This window comes from Alishewanella sp. SMS8, from assembly GCF_030737935.1.
GTDB lineage: Bacteria > Pseudomonadota > Gammaproteobacteria > Enterobacterales > Alteromonadaceae > Alishewanella > Alishewanella maricola.
On record NZ_JAPJEA010000003.1, the window covers coordinates 387887 to 409459 of the forward strand.

20 protein-coding genes are annotated in these 21573 nt (G+C 47.4%); 7 read left to right on the top strand and 13 right to left on the bottom strand.

The features are described 5' to 3' along the window. Window positions 1-11: 11 nt before the first annotated feature. Window positions 12-1553: a methyl-accepting chemotaxis protein gene (locus ORJ01_RS12205; protein ID WP_306178260.1), complete on the bottom strand. Its 1542-nt coding sequence runs from the start codon at window positions 1551-1553 to the stop codon at window positions 12-14. 209 nt (window positions 1554-1762) lie between these two features. On the opposite strand from ORJ01_RS12205, the gene ORJ01_RS12210 reads away from it, so the two are divergent. Both ORJ01_RS12210 and ORJ01_RS12215 read left to right on the top strand, forming a co-directional pair. Further along, on the top strand, window positions 1763-2185 hold the full coding sequence (locus ORJ01_RS12210) for a YqaA family protein (RefSeq protein ID WP_306178261.1): 423 nt from the start codon (window positions 1763-1765) through the stop codon (window positions 2183-2185). A gap of 36 nt (window positions 2186-2221) precedes the next feature. Beyond that, complete coding sequence (locus ORJ01_RS12215) at window positions 2222-2668, top strand: DUF2750 domain-containing protein (RefSeq protein ID WP_306178262.1); 447 nt, start codon at window positions 2222-2224, stop codon at window positions 2666-2668. 101 nt (window positions 2669-2769) lie between these two features. Here the strand turns inward: ORJ01_RS12215 and ORJ01_RS12220 are convergent, their stop codons facing one another. Both ORJ01_RS12220 and ORJ01_RS12225 read right to left on the bottom strand, forming a co-directional pair. Next, entirely contained in the window at window positions 2770-3750 is a 981-nt protein-coding gene (locus ORJ01_RS12220; RefSeq protein ID WP_306178381.1) for a 2-hydroxyacid dehydrogenase, read from the bottom strand. 70 nt (window positions 3751-3820) lie between these two features. Then, entirely contained in the window at window positions 3821-4300 is a 480-nt protein-coding gene (locus ORJ01_RS12225) for a glutathione peroxidase (protein ID WP_306178263.1), read from the bottom strand. Window positions 4301-4383: 83 nt separating this feature from the next. On the opposite strand from ORJ01_RS12225, the gene ORJ01_RS12230 reads away from it, so the two are divergent. After that, a complete protein-coding gene (locus ORJ01_RS12230; protein WP_306178264.1) occupies window positions 4384-5262 on the top strand; it encodes an NAD(P)-dependent oxidoreductase in 879 nt (292 codons plus the stop codon). Here the strand turns inward: ORJ01_RS12230 and ORJ01_RS12235 are convergent. The 10 genes from ORJ01_RS12235 to ORJ01_RS12280 all read right to left on the bottom strand — a co-directional run bounded on the left by ORJ01_RS12235 (window position 5251) and on the right by ORJ01_RS12280 (window position 15979). Beyond that, a complete protein-coding gene (locus tag ORJ01_RS12235) occupies window positions 5251-5730 on the bottom strand; it encodes an RES family NAD+ phosphorylase (RefSeq protein WP_306178265.1) in 480 nt (159 codons plus the stop codon). The two genes, ORJ01_RS12230 and ORJ01_RS12235, sit on opposite strands and share 12 nt — an antisense overlap. A gap of 1 nt (window position 5731) precedes the next feature. Continuing rightward, on the bottom strand, window positions 5732-6181 hold the full coding sequence (locus ORJ01_RS12240) for an antitoxin Xre/MbcA/ParS toxin-binding domain-containing protein (RefSeq protein WP_236129432.1): 450 nt from the start codon (window positions 6179-6181) through the stop codon (window positions 5732-5734). A gap of 173 nt (window positions 6182-6354) precedes the next feature. Beyond that, window positions 6355-7014: a CoA transferase subunit B gene (locus ORJ01_RS12245; RefSeq protein ID WP_226750104.1), complete on the bottom strand. Its 660-nt coding sequence runs from the start codon at window positions 7012-7014 to the stop codon at window positions 6355-6357. Between the two features lie 10 nt (window positions 7015-7024). Continuing rightward, window positions 7025-7726 (bottom strand): CoA transferase subunit A, encoded by a 702-nt coding sequence (locus tag ORJ01_RS12250; RefSeq protein ID WP_306178266.1) that lies wholly within the window; start codon window positions 7724-7726, stop codon window positions 7025-7027. Between the two features lie 970 nt (window positions 7727-8696). Beyond that, window positions 8697-9602 (bottom strand): hydroxymethylglutaryl-CoA lyase, encoded by a 906-nt coding sequence (locus ORJ01_RS12255; protein ID WP_306178267.1) that lies wholly within the window; start codon window positions 9600-9602, stop codon window positions 8697-8699. Next, entirely contained in the window at window positions 9599-11584 is a 1986-nt protein-coding gene (locus tag ORJ01_RS12260; RefSeq protein ID WP_306178268.1) for an acetyl/propionyl/methylcrotonyl-CoA carboxylase subunit alpha, read from the bottom strand. Before ORJ01_RS12260 ends, ORJ01_RS12255 begins: the two co-directional genes overlap by 4 nt. 4 nt (window positions 11585-11588) lie before the next feature. After that, window positions 11589-12407 carry an enoyl-CoA hydratase/isomerase family protein gene (locus ORJ01_RS12265; protein ID WP_306178269.1) on the bottom strand — a complete coding sequence of 273 codons (819 nt, stop codon included), beginning with the start codon at window positions 12405-12407 and terminating at the stop codon, window positions 11589-11591. Window positions 12408-12569: 162 nt separating this feature from the next. Beyond that, window positions 12570-14168: a carboxyl transferase domain-containing protein gene (locus tag ORJ01_RS12270; protein ID WP_371930752.1), complete on the bottom strand. Its 1599-nt coding sequence runs from the start codon at window positions 14166-14168 to the stop codon at window positions 12570-12572. A 189-nt stretch (window positions 14169-14357) separates the two neighbouring features. Continuing rightward, window positions 14358-15527, bottom strand: a complete 1170-nt coding sequence (locus ORJ01_RS12275) for an isovaleryl-CoA dehydrogenase (protein ID WP_226750098.1) — start codon at window positions 15525-15527, stop codon at window positions 14358-14360. Between the two features lie 47 nt (window positions 15528-15574). Then, the gene (locus ORJ01_RS12280) at window positions 15575-15979 is read right to left on the bottom strand and encodes a MerR family DNA-binding transcriptional regulator (protein ID WP_226750097.1); all 405 of its coding nucleotides are present in this window, start codon (window positions 15977-15979) and stop codon (window positions 15575-15577) included. Between the two features lie 266 nt (window positions 15980-16245). Here ORJ01_RS12280 and ORJ01_RS12285 point away from each other — a divergent pair, with 266 nt between their 5' ends. From ORJ01_RS12285 to ORJ01_RS12300, 4 genes are all read left to right on the top strand, one after another. Then, window positions 16246-17430, top strand: a complete 1185-nt coding sequence (locus ORJ01_RS12285; protein ID WP_306178271.1) for an acetyl-CoA C-acyltransferase — start codon at window positions 16246-16248, stop codon at window positions 17428-17430. A 134-nt stretch (window positions 17431-17564) separates the two neighbouring features. Further along, window positions 17565-19061, top strand: coding sequence for a CoA-acylating methylmalonate-semialdehyde dehydrogenase (locus tag ORJ01_RS12290; RefSeq protein ID WP_306178272.1), 1497 nt, complete (start codon window positions 17565-17567; stop codon window positions 19059-19061). Window positions 19062-19167: 106 nt separating this feature from the next. Further along, window positions 19168-20325: an acyl-CoA dehydrogenase family protein gene (locus ORJ01_RS12295; RefSeq protein ID WP_226750094.1), complete on the top strand. Its 1158-nt coding sequence runs from the start codon at window positions 19168-19170 to the stop codon at window positions 20323-20325. Window positions 20326-20418: 93 nt separating this feature from the next. Beyond that, window positions 20419-21573, top strand: coding sequence for an enoyl-CoA hydratase/isomerase family protein (locus ORJ01_RS12300; RefSeq protein ID WP_306178273.1), 1155 nt, complete (start codon window positions 20419-20421; stop codon window positions 21571-21573).

A 21573-nucleotide genomic window follows, 5' to 3' on the forward strand; every position in this document is an offset into this window, starting at 1 on the left:
GCCAAACACACTTAGCGAGTAAAGCCAATACGAAAACCACCCCAGTGTTTACCGGCCACATAAATGGGAACCGACAGATCGTGCATGATCTCTCCGGTATCGCGCTTGTACGTTTGTAACAACATATCTTCGGTATTACTGCCACAGCGGCTGCCCGTACGATCATTAAAAATGCGTTTGGTACGATTTTGCAGTAAGTCTTTTTGATAATTACCGGTTAATGCTTGGCTAAATTTACGATTATGCGTTGGGAAATAGCCTTTACGGTCGACCGCCCCTGCATAGGTGACGTTAGACTGTCGAGCCAAAATGGCTTCTTGAATGGCAGGGAAGGCTTCATCGGTAAATTTATCATAGGCGGTATGATATTTTTGCGGATTGGTGTTAGCAATAGGCTGATATTGCTCGGCAAATAATTGTTGCTGGCTAAATTTACCCTGACTGATCGCTTGTTGCAGTAACTCGCCAATGGCACTTGCCGCTTGTTGTGCTTCTTGTAAGATCGGTTGATAAAAAGCATCGTGTTGTTGCTGGCTAAGGGCGCGATAAATGGTTTCGGTTTCTACTGAGACATCAATAGCTTGACTGGCAATACTGCCGCCTTTTTGCTCGATAGCCTGCAGTGCTTGGCTGATATTACTGATAGCGCTACTGATCTGCACACTGTTTTGTTCAAGATCGGCGCTGAGGTGTTCAATTTGGTTTAAGGTAGTAGAGGATTGACTGACCTCCTGACTGATATGCTGCACGCCGCTGGCAACATCTTGTAACTCTAACTGCACCTGATGGCTGGCTTCTTCTAATTGGGTCATCAAATTTGCTGTATGCGCGCTTTGTGAGCGAATATCGGCCAGCATACTGCCAATATCTTTGGTGGCATTCGCCGTTTTGCCGGCTAAGGCTCTCACTTCATCGGCGACCACGGCAAAACCGCGTCCTTGTTCACCCGCTCTTGCCGCTTCAATGGCCGCATTCAGTGCCAGCAAATTGGTTTGTGCCGCGACATTATCAATAACTTGAGTAATGTGTTGAATTTTATCTGCATTACCGCGCAGGGCAGACAACTCGTTCGCCGCATGGCTAACGGCTTTGGCGAGCTGTTGAATTTTATCCACACCGGATTGTAATTTCTGATCCGCTTGTAAACTGGCACTGGCGGTTTGAGTGAGCGCAAGGTTGATGGTTTGCAAATTGTGATTAAGTTTACTGCTGGTGTCGGCAACCGCGTTGGTCGCGTTGGCAATTTGCTGGCTATCTTGACCACTTTGTTGAATATCTTTAATTAAGCCATCAATATAAAAGGATACTTCAGCAGCACCAATAGCCATTTTTGAGGTGGCAGTTGAAATGTCATTTAAAACCGGCTCATGCGTTGTCTTTGTTTCAAGCGGCGAGTCGGGTTGTACAGATTTCGAGACTGCATACAAATAGAAAGCGGTAAGTAAAAAAGATAAGCCTACTGCTACCTTGGCATAGTCTAGCCAGAGCAACAGCAGTTGACTGAGTGCTAACAGCACTAAAAACAGCAGGTGTTGTGTCAACTTTAGCGGCATGATGACTCCCAATTTTTTATATGATTAAGCAGATTCGGTAAAAGCGTTAGCAAAGTCAATGCGTGCTCAGTGTGCTGCGACTAAAGTATAGCCAAGCAATTGTTTTATACTAATAATGAGGGCAATGTTGCGCTGATTTTTTTGTCGCTATAAGCAACGGTACGATTAAGACGCTTGGTCGCATCTCCATAGAGTAAAAGGTAGACGTTTTGGCTTATTTTTCGTTATTTTTAACCGGCTTTATTGCTGCTACGATCTTTCCGGCCTCTTCAGAGTTGCTGTTACTGGCTTTACTGCAACAGGGGCATGTCGCGTTGTTGTTGTGGCTAAGCGCTACCTTGGGCAACACTTTAGGCTCTTGCGTGAATTGGTGGCTTGGTCAAAAACTACGTTTATACCAGCATAAACGCTGGTTTCCAGTATCGACAAGCCAATTAGCGCGTGCCGAGCGACTGTTTTTGCGTTATGGCCGCTGGAGTTTGTTGTTATCTTGGCTGCCGGTAGTAGGCGATCCCCTAACGATGATCGCAGGCGTGTTAAAAATGCCTTTTTCGATATTTTTGCTGTTAGTGACTATCGGTAAGGCTTTGCGTTATGCCGTGTTGATATTGCTAGCACTGTCCTTTTTTTAAGCTAAGCGCTGCGCTAACGCTTTTTCTGATGGCATTATGCCGGCAGATCCGTCATCATTAACCTTATTATTGACAGTATGGGATAGACACATGGAATACCAATTATCGGCAGAAGAGTTAGCACGCATAACGGCGCTTGATGCAGAGCAGCGTTACGACTACTTTATTCAAGCCGTTGCAGATTTACAGCAGATCTGGATCCTAACAGATGATGAAGGTTTTGTTTTAGTCAGTGCCGAAGATGAACGTTGTATCCCAGTATGGCCACACCTTGAGTTAGCTGAGCAGTGGATTGAAGGCGAATGGTCAAACTGCCAAGCGCAAGCCGTGGATTTAGAAACCTGGTTAAGCAAGTGGACTGAAGGCTTAAATGGTGATGAGTTAAGTATTGCCGTATTGCCAGACGCGGATGGTCCAGGTGTGGTGGTTTCCCCAGATGAAATGGCTGAAACGCTGGTTGATGAAACAAGCGACGACGCCTAACATCGTTGGCGATGATCATTGTTAAGTGCAGTGTTGCGGCTTAACGGTGCTAATCTCGATGATAGAGAAGTCGCAATGGCTGCTTATTGCACCCATTGCGACTAGTTAGCTAACTCGTTACCGTTAAAACTGCCACTGGCATAAGCTAACAAGTTTTCACTGGTAATATGGCTAATTTGCTGTAACGCCTCTTTGGTAAAAAATGCCTGATGCCCAGTAATTAATACATTGGAAAAGGTTAATAAGCGCTTAAACACTTCATCATCAATCATCTGCTCTGATAAGTTCTCAAAGAAAATATCCGCTTCTTGCTCGTACACATCTAAGCCTAAATAACCAATTTTACGATTTTTCAAACCATCGATAACGGCTTTAGTATCAATTAATGCACCGCGGCTGGTATTAATCAGCATCACGCCTTCTTTCATCAAGTTAAGGCTATTGGCATTAATGATATATTGGGTTTGTGGTGACAGTGGGCAGTGCAAACTAATAATGTCACTTTGCTGATAAAGCGCGGTTAAGCTGGTGTAATGCTCGGCCAATTCCGGATCAGGTTTAATATCATAGCAAAGCAGTTTGCAACCAAACCCTTTTAAGATCCGAGCGGTTGCCAGCCCGATGCGGCCAGTACCAATGATGCCCACCGTTTTACCGTGCATATTAAAACCTAATAAACCGTCTAAGGCGAAATTGTCATCGCGCACGCGGTTGTAAGCTTTATGTAATTTGCGATTAAGCGTCAGCATCATAGCGACGGTATGCTCTGCTACTGCCTCAGGCGAGTAAGCGGGGACCCTTGCGATGCGGATACCTAAGGCTTTGGCGGTGTCTAAATCGACGTTATTAAAGCCGGCGCAGCGCAATGCAACCATTTCGATGCCCATCACTGACATCTGCTCTAACACTGGCGCTGATAAATCATCATTAACGAAGGCGCAGATAGCATGGCAGCCCTGCGCCAGTTTAAGGTGTTCTAGGTTAAGTCGGCTTTCAATATAGTGAAATTGAAGACTGGGATCAGCCCATTGGCTGAACCCTTCTTTATCGTATTTTTTGGCACTGAATACAGCGATTTTCATCGGCAATCTCCCATCAGATTGCGGATAGTGTAGGGTATCTTGTTCGGTCATAATTAGCGCCAGATCAAATTTACAGTAATTCTTCGATGGCCGGCGCTATGCTGGCGGGTTTAGTGCGCGGTGCATAACGTTTTACTACCATCCCCTGTTTATTTACCAAAAACTTGGTAAAATTCCATTTTATCGCTCTGCTTTTCAGTAAACCACGGGCATGCTCTTTAAGATAATCAAACAGGGGCGCGGTATCAGGCCCATTAACATTCAGTTTAGCCATTAATGGGAAACTTAGCCCGAAATTGATTTCACAAAACTGTTGGATCTCAGAATTGCCAGCAGGTTCTTGCCCACCAAACTGATTACAGGGGAAGGCTAAAATCACCAAACCTTGCGTGTGATACTGCTGATAGAGGGCTTCTAGCTCTTTATATTGCGGCGTAAAACCGCATTTGCTGGCGGTATTGACGATTAACAGCACCTTATCGCGATATTGACTGAGTTCGATGGGCTGTCCTTGGTTATCTTGCACAGTAAAATCATAGATAGAGGGCATTGCAGATCCTTTTATTTGCTGTTCATTGGTTAGAGAACTTAGTAAGCTATAACCACAGTATGTCATATTTTTGAGTCAGTTATATGTCAAATCAAGCAGTGAAAGTGGCCTTTATCGGCTTAGGTGTAATGGGTTTCCCAATGGCGGGTTATTTGCAACAAAAAGGCTATGCAGTCAGCGTATATAACCGCACCGCGAGCAAGTCGGCAAAGTGGGTTGAACACTACCAAGGTGAGGCTGCTGCAACGCCAGCCGCTGCAGCCAGTGGCGCGAGCTTAGTGTTTGTTTGTGTAGGTAACGACGATGATGTGCGCTCGGTGGTGTATGGCGAGCACGGTGTGTTAGCAAGCATGCAGGCTGGCGCGGTATTAATTGACCATACCACAGCGTCGGCTGATTTAGCACGTGAACTGGCCATGGCTTGTGCTAAACAGCAGTTAGGCTTTTTAGATGCGCCGGTATCAGGTGGCCAAGCGGGTGCAGAAAAAGGCATTTTAACTGTGATGGTTGGGGGCGAACCCGCAGCCTATACCAAAGCTGAAACCGCCATGCAAAGTTATGCGCGCTGCGTAAAATTATTGGGCCCCGCGGGCAATGGCCAGTTAGCTAAAATGGTCAATCAGATTTGTATTGCTGGGGTGGTACAAGGCTTGGCCGAAGCACTGAATTTTGCCCAAAATGCCGGTTTAGACGGCGCGGCGGTGGTCGAGGTGATCTCTCAAGGCGCGGCTTCGTCCTGGCAAATGCAAAACCGCTCGCTTACCATGTTGGCCGGAGAATATGATTTTGGTTTTGCCGTGGATTGGATGCGTAAAGACTTGTCGATTGCGCTGAATGAAGCGCGCAAAAATGGCAGTCATTTACCCCTAACCGCATTGGTTGATCAGTTTTATAGTGAAGTGCAACAGCTTGGTGGTGGTCGCTGGGATACTTCTAGTTTGCTGGCGCGGTTAAAGCGTTAAGCGTGGATCGGGCATAAATTCCAATTCAACAAGGCTGCTGAGGCAGCCTTTAAATTGGCTATGCTGCGGGTTTAATAAAATATTGGTTTCACGCGGTGCCAACACGCTGGGCACCGCTAAAGCTAAGCTGGCCTTTTGCTGCAGCCAATCATCGCCTAAACGGGCTGTATCAGCCCCAGCCGGTTGGGCGCGCCAATTTGCGGGCAGGTTCTCTTGGCTCAGTTGCAACACGGCACTGCTTGCTACACTAAGTTGAAATAAACGATATTGGCGCAGTGCCGCTCGATTATTTAAATGCACCAAGATCTCTAAAACGGCTAACGCTTCAGAGCCTGCCGTATAGATACAACGCTGACCTTTGTTATTCCAACGCCCACCATATAAATAGGCCCCTTCGCCATCAAAAGCCTGTGCTGCCCATTGTTGATGCACTAATCGATAAAGCTGAACAGTGTCTTTTGCGGACATCTTAGGCAAAAACGCCATGTGACAAGCGGCCGATTAAATCTAAGACGGCTTGGCTTTCGGCAGAGGTACTGAGCATATCGAGCGGGGTTTTATCACCTAGGCCATACACCGGCTCGGTTAACCAGCGTTTAGTGGCTGCGCTATCCTGTGCAAAAAGGGCATTAGCGGCCACCAGTACGGTAGCGAAACGGTATAAACGATCACTTTCATCTTGAGTAAAATGGCCACTTTTCGCGCGACGAGCCAGTGTTGCGGGCGCTAATTGACACACTTGAGCCAGTTGTTTTTTATCGAGCTGTGCCGATAAAGCGAGTTTTTCAAATACGTTGTAATGAAAGCCGTTATGTAACGCTTGATACAATTTAGGCCCGCGCTCGGCAATGCCTAGCTGTTGCCAGAGGTTCGGGCTAGCGTAGTGGCTTGGAATAAACTCATGAACTTGCGCGGTCATAATACACCTGATTTATCAGTTGGTATGCGCCGACTCTATCATATGATATTTGCTTGGTCAAAAAAAAGGCGCGATATCAACAATGCCTGTCAGTTAAATAAAAGGTGTTATGGAAAACACCAAACTGATCAGCCTTAGCCGTACTCGCGCCCTAATATCTGTTTATGGCTTACTTAATTAAATACCATTTCTGGAATAATGCCATTAACGATCAGTTTACCTGCCGTTTTTTGTTGGATCTCTTCCACGCTAATGCCAGGCGCACGCTCAAGTAAATGAAAGGCGCCATCCCGCACTTCTAGTACGGCCAGATCGGTAACGATTTTCTTCACACAACCGACACCGGTTAATGGCAAGGTGCAATCTGTCAGCAACTTGCTGTTACCGTATTTATCGGCGTGCGTCATGGTGACCACGATGTTGAGTGCACCGGCCACTAAGTCCATGGCGCCGCCCATACCTTTAACCAGCTTGCCGGGGATCATCCAGCTGGCAATATTACCGTTTTGATCCACTTCGAAAGCGCCTAGTACGGTTAAATCGACATGACCGCCGCGGATCATGGCAAAGCTTTCAGCCGAGCTGAAAATCGCCGCGCCTTTGATAGCGGTAACGGTTTCTTTACCGGCATTAATCATATCGGCATCCAGCTCTGCTTCGGTTGGGTAGGGCCCCATACCGAGTAAACCGTTTTCGGATTGCAGCATCACTTCAATACCGGCGGGTACATAGTTTGCGACTAACGTTGGGATACCGATCCCGAGATTGACGTAGTAACCGTCTTTAAGCTCCTGCGCGACACGCATGGCAACTTGTTCACGTGATAAAGCCATTGCAGTCTCCTTAATCTTTACGAACCATACGACGTTCAATGCGTTTTTCAAAGTTGCCTTTGATAACGCGCTGCACGTAGATACCTGGGGTATGAATTTGTGATGGCTCTAATTCGCCAGGCTCGACAATTTCTTCCACTTCGGCCACGGTGATTTTGCCGGCTGTAGCGGCCATCGGGTTAAAATTCATTGAGGTATGGCGGAACACTAAGTTGCCATAACGGTCGGCTTTCCATGCACGTACAATGGCAAAGTCGCCGGTAATGGCTTCTTCTAATACGTAATGACGGCCGTTGATTTCACGCGTTTCTTTGCCTTCGGCCACCGGTGTACCGTAACCGGTAGCAGTGAAAAAGGCGGGAATACCGGCACCGCCAGCACGCATTTTTTCGGCCAAAGTGCCTTGTGGTGTTAATTCCACCTCAAGTTCGCCGCTGAGTAATTGTTTTTCAAACAGGGCGTTTTCACCTACATAAGAGGCGACCATTTTTTTGATTTGACGATCTTCGAGTAATACGCCTAAACCAAAACCGTCAACACCGCAGTTGTTAGATACCACGGTTAAGTCGGTGGTCCCCATTTTTTTGATTTGGGCGATAAGCCCTTCTGGGATACCGCATAAGCCAAAGCCGCCGGCAATAACGGTCATGCCGTCTTGCAAGCCTGCCATGGCGTCTTCGTAGTTATGTACGACTTTATTAAACCCTGCCATTTTGTGTCCTCTGTTTTTGAGTCGCTTGTCTGACTATTGAACATGTATCAATCTAAATATGTATTAAACGGCTTAGCTTTTAAATGTTTTTCGCAGCTTTCGCCCTGAATGCTGCACTGGCCTAGGTATTTTCTGTGTTAAGCTCGTAGCGAAAGCGTATCTTAGTTAGTTACATCATCGTTTTCTATTAACCACTTGTACCATCTACGATTCAACAACCAACAATGCATTGCAAGGGCTGTCAGTGACTTTTCTAAGTGCTAACTAGCAGCCATAGTCTTGGCGAAATTGATTTTGTTTCTGTCATTTCGAAAACTTAAATTTATCGCTGCTGAACTAGAAACCTAAGCTAAAGTTCGATTGAGTTAAGCTTGCAATACACTTTGACCGGAACCGTGTTTTTCATGGATGAAAAACAGGAGACTACATGGATGTATTCACGGCGTGTTCCGGCAAAGTTGTATGTAAAGCTTAACGATATATCAAGCTCAATGTGTATTGTTGTTAACATTTAACTAAGAATGAGTTTGCCCGCTATGGGTGTTGAGCGACAATCCTACTTTAGAACTAGGCGCAATTTTAATTCCTTTCTTTCCTGCATATCTTACTTGGAAGTAAAATCGGATATTAATAAATATTATTTTTTATAAATAAAGTTCATTACGTTCTTTATTGGCAGCACTGTCGCTACGGCCAATTTTGTTGGGACACGCTGTAAATATATCCCTGTACGCTCCTGTTTTTCATCCCTGAAAAACACGGTCCCACCAAAAATTGCGCTGCGTTTTGTCTAACTAGCACTGCCGCTGCGCCCAATTTTGTTGGGACACGCTGTAAATATATCCTTGTACGCTCCTGTTTTTCATCCCTGAAAAACACGGTCCCACCAAAAATTGTGCTGCGCTATTTGTTTGTTGAGATTTCGCAGCGCTTCGATTTTTTCAGTAAAAGCGTAAGGCCTATTTTTATGTTACGTCGTGCATTTAGCGCTAAGAGCTAAGCCTACTTTTGAGTTCGTAGTTTTACCCAATTGCTCGGTAATAAACCCACCTGCAGCGGCTAAAGCGTCTAAATCCACACCGTGCTCAATGCCCAAGCCATTTAATAAATACACCACATCTTCAGTGGCGACATTGCCTGAGGCACCTGCAGCGTAAGGGCAGCCGCCTAAACCGGCTACGGCGCTGTCAATCACGCTAATGCCACGACTGAGCGCCACATAAATATTGGTTAAGGCTTGGCCATAGGTGTCATGAAAATGCACTGCGAGTTGTTCAACCGGCGCTACTTTGAGCACGGCGTCCAGCATGGCATTCACCATAAGTGGGGTGCCAACCCCGATGGTGTCTCCTAGCGAAATTTCATAGCAGCCCATCTCTAGTAGTGCTTTGGCTACTCGCGCGACCTCGCTTGGCGCAACGTCACCCTGATAGGGGCAACCGACGACGCAAGAGATGTACCCTCGTACTTTAATGCCATCTGCTTTTGCTGCATCCAGTACCGGCGCAAAACGCGCCAAGCTTTCACTGATCGAGCAATTAATGTTTTTTTGACTAAAGGCTTCTGATGCGGCGCCAAAGATGGCTACTTCAGTGGCACCGGCCGCTTTAGCGGCTTCGTAACCTTTTAAATTGGGTGTGAGGGCAGCATAGGTGATATTAGCACCGCGCGAAATACCGGCGAACACCTCGGCTGAGTCGGCCATTTGCGGTACCCATTTGGGGGAGACAAAGGCGCCACTTTCAATATAGCGATGGCCTGCAGCGCTGAGCATATTGATTAGCTGCACTTTTGCGTCGGTGCTAACATTTTGCTCGTTTTGCAAACCATCGCGAGGGCCCACTTCCACTAGGCGCACGGCTTTAGGAAAACTCATTGCTCCTCCGCTGTAAAATCGACCAGTTCTGCACCGTCTTGTACCAGCTCACCGGCACGGTAAAACAGCTGATTTACTACGCCATCTTTCGGTGCTTTGATACTGTATTCCATTTTCATGGCTTCCATGATCACTAAGGTCTCACCGGCTTTAACTTTGGCGCCAGCTTCAACCATGACCGCCACAATAGTGCCGTTCATCGGCGCGGTTAAGCTGCCGGCATGCTCGCTACCATCAACTTCGGTAGCGACTTCGGTTTGATAGATAAAGTCGTAGCGCTGATGCTTAATAAAGATGCTGATGGTGTCGCCATATTGGCTTACCCGCACCTTGGTACGATGATCACCTAACACGGCGCTAAGTTCATCACCGATAAGCTCGGCGGTACAGCATAATTGTTGGCTCTGCACATCAATAACATAATGCTGCTCATGTTGCTGAATAGTCAGTGTTTGTTTCTGTTCGCCATAATGCAAAGCAATGTGAACGGTCGGCATTTCATTTAAACGCCAGCCATGGCTAAATTGCCATGGGCTAAAAGTTGTATGACTGCAGCTGGGGGCTTTTTGTTGTTGTAAAACAAACAATGCAGCCAGTACTAAGGCTTGATTGGTTTCATTATTCGCTGGGGCAAATAAGCTTTCTTGATGCTGAGTGATAAAGTTAGTATCTAGCTGTGCAGCTTTAAACGCAGGGTGTTCGGTCAGGCTGGTTAAAAAGCTCAGGTTAGTCGTCACACCGGCGATACGGTAATCATCCAAGGCGCGCAGCATGCGGGCAATTGCGCGGTCACGGCTTTCATCCCAAACAATCAGCTTGGCAATCATCGGATCGTAAAAGGGCGACACTTCATCGTTTTCGACCACGCCGGTATCGACCCGCACATGGCGATTCGCTTCGGGTTGACGTAAGTAAGTCAGTTTGCCGGTAGCCGGTAAAAAGTCATTATCCGGATCTTCGGCATAAACGCGCACTTCAATAGCATGGCCGTCTAATTGAATATCCTGTTGTGCCAATGGCAGAGGCTCGCCCGCGGCCACTAATAATTGCCATTTTACTAAGTCTTGGCCGGTGATCATTTCTGTCACAGGGTGCTCAACTTGCAAGCGGGTGTTCATTTCCATAAAGTAGAAAGAACCGTCTTCGTCAAATAAGAACTCCACCGTACCAGCGCCACGATAATCAATGGCTTTAGCGGCTTTTACAGCAGCTTCGCCCATGGCTTTACGCTGCTCAGCGCTAAAATTGGGGGCTGGGGCTTCTTCAATCACTTTTTGATGCCGACGCTGAATAGAGCAATCACGCTCAGCCAAATACACCGCATTGCCGTGATTATCGGCAAATACTTGAATTTCAATATGGCGCGGTTTGGTTAAGTAACGCTCAATTAGCATTTTATCATTGCCAAAGCCGGCTTTGGCTTCACGTCGGGCACTGGCTAAAGCAGCGGCAAATTCGTCTTTGTTCCAAACAACCCGCATGCCTTTACCGCCGCCACCGTAGGCGGCTTTCAGTAATTGCGGATAACCAATACGGGTTGACTCTTCAGCTAACAAGGTATCGCTTTGATCGTCGCCATGATAGCCCGGCACTAAGGGCACACCTGCAGCCGCCATAATTTCTTTAGCCGCGCTTTTTGAGCCCATCGCGGTGATGGCCGCCACGGGTGGGCCAATAAAAATCACACCGGCTTGCGCACAGGCGTTAGCAAAATCTTCATTTTCAGATAAGAAACCGTAACCTGGGTGAATCGCCTCGGCGCCACTTTGTTTAGCAATTGCAATGATTTTATCACTGCGTAAATAGGAGTCTTTACTTGGTGCAGGGCCGAGTAAGTAGGCTTCGTCGGCCATTCTGACATGCCGGGCATTGGTATCGGCTTCAGAATAAACCGCCACGCAGCGAATACCGAGTTTGTGTGCGGTATCAATCACGCGACAAGCAATTTCGCCACGGTTAGCTATTAAGATCTTACGAAACATTATGTTATTTCCCTGCCTTATCATCGGTGGTTACTGCGTTTTGCCAAGCTGGGGTACGTTTGTCTAAAAATGCGCTTAAGCCTTCTTGGCCTTCGTCAGATACGCGGATATCGGCAATCGCTTGCTGGGTATGAGCAATAACATTGTTGCTAATTTTTCGGTTGTAGATGTTTTGCAACAAGGTTTTAGCCGCACGCATCGCCGCTGGGCTATTTTGCAGCAGTTGAGTAATAAAACCTTCACAGCAGGCCTGCATGTCATCGCTACTTACCACAACATGTAATAAACCCAGTTGCAGTGCGGTAGCGGCATTGAAGCGCTCTGCAGTGATAAAGTAGCGACGGCTGGCGCGCTCGCCCAATGCTCGCATCACATAAGGGCTAATAACGGCAGGCATTAAACCGATGCGCACTTCACTTAAACAGAAAGTGGCGCTGTCACTGGCAATAGCAATATCACAGCAAGCCACTAAGCCAACCGCGCCGCCAAAGGCTGCACCGTTAACCAAAGCAATAGTGGGTTTTGGAAATTTATCGAGCAAGTGCATTAAAGTGGCTAATTCGGCGGCATCACCCAGATTTTCATCGTAATCTTTTTGCGCCATAGCGCGCATCCAATTCAAATCGGCACCGGCAGAGAAGTTTTTGCCATTGGCGGCAAGTACCATAATCCGTACGGCATCGTTATTGGCGAGTTCGTTGAACACATTAATTAATTCGGCGATCATCGCGTCATCAAAAGCGTTATGCACAGCAGGGCGGTTCAGCGTTAAAGTTGCTACGCCACGGGTATCGATATTAACTTCTGTGTATACCTGGGTCATTTTTATCTCCGAAAGTTAAGACTTTCTGCTTATAAAGTAATGGGGTTGCCGGTATGGCTTGATAAGCCAGCAAGCGTTTGCTTACTACATAAAACACCTTTTGTGATTAACCTACTTCAGCGCAGCCAGCTCGCTATTAAGCAAACTGGCTGCGGTAACACCTTACATTCTGAATACACCAAAACGGCTTTCTTCAATTGGGGCGTTTAAGGCGGCCGCTAAAGCTAAACCGACGGTCATTCGCGTTTGTGACGGATCGATAATGCCATCATCCCATAAGCGACCACTGGCATAGTAAGGATGGCCTTGTTTCTCATATTGTTCAACAATGGGTTGTTTCAAGGCTTTTTCAGCGTCAACACTTAACGTTTCACCTTTGCGTGCTAAGCCATCTTTAGTTACTTGGGCCATAACACCGGCGGCTTGCTCACCGCCCATTACCGAGATGCGCGCATTCGGCCACATCCACATCATGGTAGGATCGTAAGCCCTGCCGCACATGCCGTAGTTACCGGCGCCATAACTGCCGCCAATTAACACGGTAAATTTCGGCACTTTGGCGCAGCTAACCGCCATCACCATTTTGGCACCGTGTTTGGCAATACCTTCGGCTTCGTATTTTTTACCCACCATAAAACCGGTGATATTTTGTAAAAACAACAGCGGGATTTTGCGCTGGGCACAAAGCTCAATAAAATGCGCGCCTTTTTGCGCCGATTCGGAGAATAAAATCCCGTTATTGGCGACAATGCCCACGGGATAGCCGAAGATGCGCGCAAAACCACAAACGAGGGTAGCACCGTAGTATTGTTTAAATTCATCAAAATCTGAGCCGTCGACAATACGAGCAATCACTTCTTTCACGTCGAATGGTTTGCGTAAGTCGGTACCGACAATGCCGTACAGCTCTTTAGCATCATATAAAGGCTCTTGCGCTGCTTTTACATCCATTTGCTGAGGTGCGGGGCGGTTCAGTCTGGATACCGCATTACGAGCAAGTTGCAGGGCGTGTTCGTCATTTAAAGCATAATGATCTGCCACGCCGGAGATTTTACAGTGCACATCGGCACCGCCGAGCTCTTCGGCGGAGACTTCTTCACCGGTGGCGGCTTTTACCAATGGTGGACCGGCTAAAAAAATGGTGCCTTGTTCTTTAACAATAATGCTTTCATCGGCCATGGCAGGCACATAAGCGCCACCTGCAGTACAAAGCCCCATGACTACCGCGATTTGCGGAATACCTTTGGCTGACATGTTCGCTTGATTAAAGAAAATACGCCCAAAGTGCAGTTTATCGGGGAAAACTTCGTCTTGGCGTGGCAGGTTAGCGCCGCCAGAGTCGACTAAATAAATACAGGGTAAGTGACAGCGCTCAGCAATTTCTTGCGCACGTAAATGCTTTTTTACCGTTAGCGGGTAGTAAGTACCGCCCTTTACGGTGGCATCATTGGCGACAATCATACACTCCACACCACTGACACGACCTACACCGGCAACCACTCCGGCACAGGGTACGTAGTCTTCATAGCATTCCCAACCGGCAAATTGGCCTACTTCTAAAAAGGGTGAGCCCGGGTCAAGCAGTTTTTGGATGCGCTCGCGCACAAACAGCTTGCCACGTGCGGTATGCCGCGCGATCAACGCTTCACCACCACCGAGTTTAATTTTTTGTACTGTGCTATTCAGATCATCGACCACGGCTTGCATCGCCGCAGCGTTTTTTTGGAAATCCTCTGCGCGAGGATTTACTTTTGACGTAATTCTGGTCACTTAAGTCACCTTATACTAGAGCGGGTTAAACAAAGCGGAACCGGAACAACTTAGCAGACTCACTTTTAATCGCTCGTTTCGTTAAATCTGTCGCGCGCTTCGCTTAGTTAATTTCACTTGCCTAGATTGCGAATAAAACAGTGGAAGCTAACGCTGCCACTGTTAATTCGGCTTAAAAGCTTAGTTAGATTCGGTAAAGAGTTCACGGCCAATTAGCATGCGGCGGATTTCTGAGGTACCGGCACCAATTTCATACAACTTGGCATCTCGTAACAAACGTCCGGTAGGGTATTCATTGATATAACCATTACCGCCAAGTAATTGAATGGCGTCTAAAGCCATTTGGGTGGCTAATTCCGCTGCATATAAAATCACGCCGGCAGCATCTTTACGGGTAGTTTCGCCTCTATCACAGGCTTTCGTTACCATGTAGACATAAGAGCGAGCCGCGTTCATGCGGGTATACATGTCGGCTAACTTACCTTGTACTAATTGGAATTCACCAATAGATTGGCCGAATTGCTTACGATCGTGGATATAAGGCACTACCACATCCATACAGGCTTGCATAATACCCAGCGGGCCGGCGGCTAATACCACGCGCTCGTAATCCAAACCGCTCATCAGTACTTGTACGCCACGACCAACTTCGCCTAATACGTTTTCGGCAGGCACTTCACAATCTTCAAAGACTAATTCACAGGTGTTCGAGCCACGCATGCCCAGCTTGTCAAGTTTTTGCGCTTGGCTAAAACCTTTAAAACCGCGTTCCACGATAAAAGCCGTGATGCCCTTTGAACCGGCATTCACGTCGGTTTTGGCATAAATTACATAGGTATGGGCATCTGGACCATTGGTGATCCACATTTTGTTACCGTTTAAAATGTACTTATCACCTTGCTTGTCGGCGCGCAGTTTCATGCTGACTACGTCAGAGCCGGCATTTGGTTCGCTCATGGCCAAGGCACCGATATGCTCACCCGAGCACAGTTTTGGTAAGTATTTCATTTTCTGAGCTTCAGTGCCGTTGCGTGAAATTTGATTCACACACAGATTTGAATGAGCACCATAAGACAGGGCCACTGAGGCAGAGGCGCGGCTAATTTCTTCCATGGCAATAACGTGCTCAATATAGCCTAAGCCTGAGCCACCGTATTTTTCATCCACGGTAATGCCTAATAAACCCAAATCACCAAATTTACGCCATAAGTCATGTGGAAATTCGTTCTGTTCGTCGATTGCCGCGGCACGCGGTGCGATTTCTTCACGCGCAAACGCATTTACTTGATCACGGATCATGTCGACGGTTTCGCCTAAATCGAAATTAAGGCCTTTGTAACTGCTAATCATGTTAAATCCCCATCTGTATTAGGCTTATCACCCAAAACCTTATCGGTTCAGGCGCTTTTTGGTTGTTTGGCTTCAGAAAGCGTTTCTCGGCAGCGCTTTTCGACGGTAACCAGCTCCATCAACACCACTTTAATGTCATCCATCTGTTGGTGAAGTTCGACTTTTTTTTGCTCAATTAAGGTCAACATGGTGCTGAGTTGTTTTACGCTGCTTTTATCGGCATCGTACAATTCAAACAACTGACCGGTTTCCGCTAAGCTAAAGCCCAAGCGTTTGCCGCGCAAAATAAGCTTTAAGCGAACGCGATCACGTTTGCTGTAAATTCGTGTTTGGCCGGCGCGCTGTGGCGTTATCAAACCCTGATCTTCGTAAAAACGAATGCTTCGGGTTGTAATGTCAAACTCCCGTGCTAGCTCGCTGATACTGTAGGTTTTCTCGTCTTTTTCTTTCATGGCATGCCTTCTCACTAAGTGCTGGCAACTATAAGTGAAGTTTACGTAAAGGTAAAGCAATCGGCCATAAGCTATCACTGTTTGAGTGGGTTAATAGTGCTCTTTGTAAAGTTTTTATGCCAACAAAACGCCACTCGCTGTACAGATTTTTGCACTTTAAATCTGTGGTAATACCATAGTGCTAACAAGTTGACGTTGGCGTAAACGTAAATTTGGTGTAGGCTCTGTGTCATTATTTAAGTCAACGCCAAGATTTGGAGAGCTGAATGAATCCGCAAAACCCTGTTGTTATTGTTGCTGCTAGACGTACCGCCATGGGCGGCTTTATGGGCGGTCTATCAGAGGTTGACGCTACACTGTTAGGTGCGGCGGCCATTAAAGCTGCAATGGCTGATGCAGGAATTGCTGCTGAGAAAATTAGCGAAGTGATTATGGGCAATGTGCTGCCCGCGGGTTTAGGTCAGGCACCGGCGCGTCAAGCCACTTTAAAAGCCGGTTTACCTCTAAGTGCCGGTGCAACCACCATTAACAAGGTGTGTGGCTCGGGTTTAAAAGCCGTGATGTTAGCCAGTGATTTATTACACGCTGGCAGTGCCGATGTTGTGGTCGCCGGTGGTATGGAGTCGATGTCAAATGCGCCCTACCTGTTACCCAAAGCGCGTAGCGGTTACCGTATGGGCCACGGCGAAATGAAAGACCATATGATGCTTGATGGTTTAGAAAATGCCTATGACGGTAAAGCCATGGGCTGTTTCGCGCAAAACACGGCTAATGACAAAGCAATTAATCGCGAGCAGATGGACGCCTTTGCGGTGCAATCTCTAACCAGAGCTCAAAGTGCCATTAGCAGTGGCGCCTTTGTTGCTGAAATTACGCCGGTCACCTTTCAAACGCGTAAAGGCGAAATAACCTTTAACGTCGATGAGCAACCGGGTAATGCCAAATTAGATAAAATCCCCACTTTACGTCCGGCGTTTGCCAAAGACGGCACTATTACCGCTGCGAACTCTAGTTCAATTTCTGATGGTGCTGCTGCCTTGGTATTAATGCGTTTAGACGATGCCAAAGCCTTAGGGGCTAAACCTTTAGCACGCGTCGTAGCACACAGCACGCACTCGATTGAACCAGAAAATTTCACGGTTGCGCCCGTTGGTGCGATGCAAAAATTATTGAAAAAAACCGGTTGGCAAAAAGATGAGGTTGACCTGTGGGAAATCAATGAAGCCTTTGCCATGGTAACGATGCTCGCTGTTAATGAGCTGGGTTTAGATAATAACAAAGTTAACGTCAACGGTGGTGCCTGTGCCTTAGGTCATCCGATTGGCGCTTCAGGTGCCCGTATTTTGGTGACCTTGATCCACGCCTTGCGTAACCGCGGTTTAAGTAAAGGTATTGCTTCACTGTGTATCGGTGGCGGTGAAGCCGTCGCGCTTGCAGTGGAAGTGATGTAACAAATGCAATGCTTCGTGGGCCGTGTGTTTTATACCGGCCAACGCAACAATAAATCATTCATATTTACCGACGGCAAATAATAACGACATAGATAAGATGCCGTCGGTATAGCCCAACAATCGGGAGATGCTTCATGACACAACAGGTTAAACACTTTATCGATGGCGAATTCGTCACCTCAACGAGCGATAAACTGATTGCAGTGACTAATCCTGCAACGCAACAGGTGATTGCTCAAGTGCCTTGTGCCACTAGCGAAGAAATGGCGCGCGCTATTGCTTCAGCTAAGGCGGCTTTTCAAACATGGAAAGAAGTACCGGTTTCTGAACGTGCTCGTTTAATGATGCGTTTCGCGCATTTATTAAAAGAACATCAGGGCGAAATTGCTGAGATCATTTGTGAAGAGTTAGGCAAAACCGTTGAAGATGCCAAAGGCGATGTTTGGCGCGGTATTGAAGTGGTAGAGCAAGCGGCGAATATCCCTTCTTTAATGATGGGTGAAACCGTTGAAAACGTGGCACGTAGCATTGATACCTACAGCTATATTCAGCCGCTAGGTGTCTGCGCGGGCATCACGCCATTTAACTTTCCTGCGATGATACCACTGTGGATGTTCCCGATGGCTATTGCTTGTGGTAATACCTTTATTTTAAAACCGTCTGAACAAGATCCGATGACGGTGAACAAAATTGCCGAGCTGTTTGTTAAAGCCGGTGCGCCAAAAGGCGTGTTGCAGGTAGTACACGGTGCAAAAGAGCAAGTGGATGCCATTTTGCATCACCCTGATATTAAAGCGATTTCGTTTGTCGGCTCGGTTAACGTGGGTCAATACATCTATAAAACGGGTACTGACAACCTGAAGCGTGTACAAGCTTTTGCCGGTGCGAAAAACCATATGGTGATTATGCCTGATGCCAATAAGCAACAGGTGGTGAATGCCTTGGTGGGCGCTTCTGTGGGGGCGGCAGGACAACGTTGTATGGCGATTTCAGTAGCCGTATTTGTCGGTGCCGCGGCAGAGTGGATCCCCGAGGTGGCCGCGGCCATTGGTAAAGTGCGTCCGGGGCATTACAGCGATGCCGATGCGGCTTACGGCCCACAAATCAGCCCACAAGCGCGTGCTCGCGTGCTATCACTGATTGAGCAAGGTAAAAAAGAAGGCGCGACCTGCGTGTTAGATGGCTCTGACTGCGTGGTCGATGGCTACCCTAACGGTAACTGGGTTGGCCCTACCGTGTTCAGTAATGTCACCACCGAGATGGAAATCTACAAGCAAGAAATCTTTGGGCCGGTGTTATCTACCATGACGGTAGATTCGTTAGAAGAGGCGTTAAAAGTCGTTAACGACAGTCCTTTTGGTAACGGCACGTCAATTTTCACCGCCAGTGGGGCCGCTGCTCGGAAGTATCAGCACAACGTAGAAGTGGGTCAGGTGGGTATTAATATTCCTATCCCAGTACCGCTACCCTTTTTCTCCTTTACCGGATGGAAAGGCTCGTTTTACGGCGATCAACATGCTTATGGTAAACAAGCTGTGCGCTTCTACACTGAGACTAAAACCATTACGGCGCGTTGGTTCGATGACGATATTCCGGTAGCCGGCCCGAATATGTCGATTAATTTACGTTAAGAGTTGACAGGGGCGAACGTGGCGACGGCGACAGCGAAGACAAAACCATTAAAAATTTGCAGCTGCGCCGTCGTCCGTTTTGCTTAGAACAGTACAGGAAATCTCTATGAATTTTAATTTAACCGAAGATCAACAAGCCTTTGTTGATGTGGCTAAGCAGTTTGCTGAGCAAGAATTAGCCCCACATGCAGCACAGTGGGATCGAGATCATTTCTTTCCAAAAGCCGTGATCCAAAAAGCGGGTGAACTGGGATTTTGTTCGCTGTATACCGCAGAAGAAGATGGCGGTATGGGGTTATCACGCTTAGATTCGTCGATTATTTTTGAACAACTCGCCATGGGCTGTACTGCGACCACGGCCATGTTGACTATTCACAACATGGCGACCTGGATGATTGCAACTTGGGGCACGGCAACCGCTAAAAGTGAGTGGGTTGAGTCGCTCGTGACCGGGCAAAAGCTAGCGTCTTATTGCTTAACTGAACCGGGCTCAGGCTCTGATGCCGCAGGTTTGCGTACCAGCGCGAAGAAAGACGGTGATCATTATGTGCTCAATGGCTCAAAAATGTTTATCTCGGGCGCGGGCGAAACCGAAGTGTTAGTGGTGATGGCGCGTACCGGAGAAGCTGGGCCTAAAGGGATATCAGCCTTTATTGTACCTGCTGATGCCAAAGGCGTGATTTACGGTAAAGCCGAAGAGAAAATGGGCTGGAATGCACAGCCTACACGCTTAATTACTTTTGAAGATGTGCGTATTCCTGCGCACAATTTATTAGGCAATGAAGGCGAAGGTTTTTCTTTTGCTATGAAAGGCTTAGACGGCGGCCGCATTAATATTGCGACCTGCTCTATCGGTACAGCGCAACAAGCGATGAATACCGCGCGTAATTATATGTTAGAGCGTCAGCAATTTGGTAAGCCTTTAGCGGCGTTTCAAGCGCTGCAGTTTAAACTGGCCGATATGGCCACTGAATTGGTAGCGGCTCGGCAACTGGTGCGCTTAGCAGCCTTTAAATTAGATCAGCAAGACAGTGAAGCCACCGCTTATTGTGCGATGGCCAAACGTTTTGCCACCGATGTCGGTTTCCAAGTGTGTGATCAAGCACTGCAACTGCATGGCGGTTACGGTTACATCAAAGAGTATCCTCTTGAGCGGCATTTCCGTGATGTCCGCGTACACCAGATCTTAGAAGGTACGAACGAAATTATGCGGCTGATTATCGGCCGGCGTTTATTAGATGAAGCGGCAGGCGATATCTTATAACGATAAAAAATCACGGTAACGCTGAGCTTATGCCATGTTATGTCACACACAGGGCTTACACTCAGCGTTACTGTACACTTTTAAGGAATGTTTATGCTGGTAAATACTGACAGTAGTGTAGTGCTTTATCAGGAGTTGCAAGCAGCCAATGGAAAGCTGATTGGCGTGGCGACACTCAACTCAGAAAAATCACTTAATGCCTTAAGCTTGCCGATGGTTGAATCCTTACTGCCACAATTGCAAGCATGGCAAGCTGATCCAACCGTCGCTATGGTGATGTTGCAAGGCGCGGGTGATAAAGCTTTTTGTGCGGGTGGCGATATTCGCGATTTGTATCAAGCTATGCAGGATGCCCCGGGCCAATTTCAACCTTATGTTGCTGATTTCTTCTGCAAAGAATACACCCTCGATTATTTGATCCATACCTTTGGCAAGCCCGTGTTAGTGTGGGGTAATGGCATCGTCATGGGCGGTGGTTTAGGCCTGATGGCGGGCGCTTCGCATCGTATCGTGACCGCGAGCAGTCGTATTGCCATGCCGGAAATGGCCATCGGTTTATATCCTGATGTTGGCGCTAGCTGGTTTTTAAATCGAATGCCGGCAGGCTGTGGTTTATTTTTAGGTTTAACCGGTGCATCCATTAATGCCGCAGATGCGCGATTTATTGGTTTAGCGGATGTATTTATTTGCCATGAGCAAAAAGCCGAGTTAGTGCAAAAGCTTTGCAGTATTAACTGGGGTAATACGGTGTCGTTAAACCACCAGAAGCTGTCTGATGCACTGCGGGTGCAAGAACAAGGTTGTCGCACACAAATGCCACTTAGCCAGATCCGTGTGCATCAAGAGCCTATCGCGGCTTTAGCCCAAGCAGCGACCTTAGCCGAGGTGGTCAATAGTATTATGGCGATGCCAGGTGAAGATAAATGGCTGACTAAAGCCAAAGCGTCGCTGAGCTATGGCAGCCCGATCACCGCTCATATTGTGTTTCGTTTATTACAGCTGGGTCAAACAAAAATACTGGCCGACAGTTTCCGTTTGGAACTGGGCTTAAGTGTGCAATGTGGCAAGTTAGGCGAATTTCAAGAAGGTGTGAGAGCTTTATTAATTGATAAAGACTTACAACCTAAGTGGTTATATCCCGACGTGGCAGCCGTGCCGGTGGAAGTGGTGGCAGAACTGTTTCGTTCGCCATGGTCAGAAGCCGCACATCCCCTCGCACAATTGGGTAAACAACAACAAGGATATTAG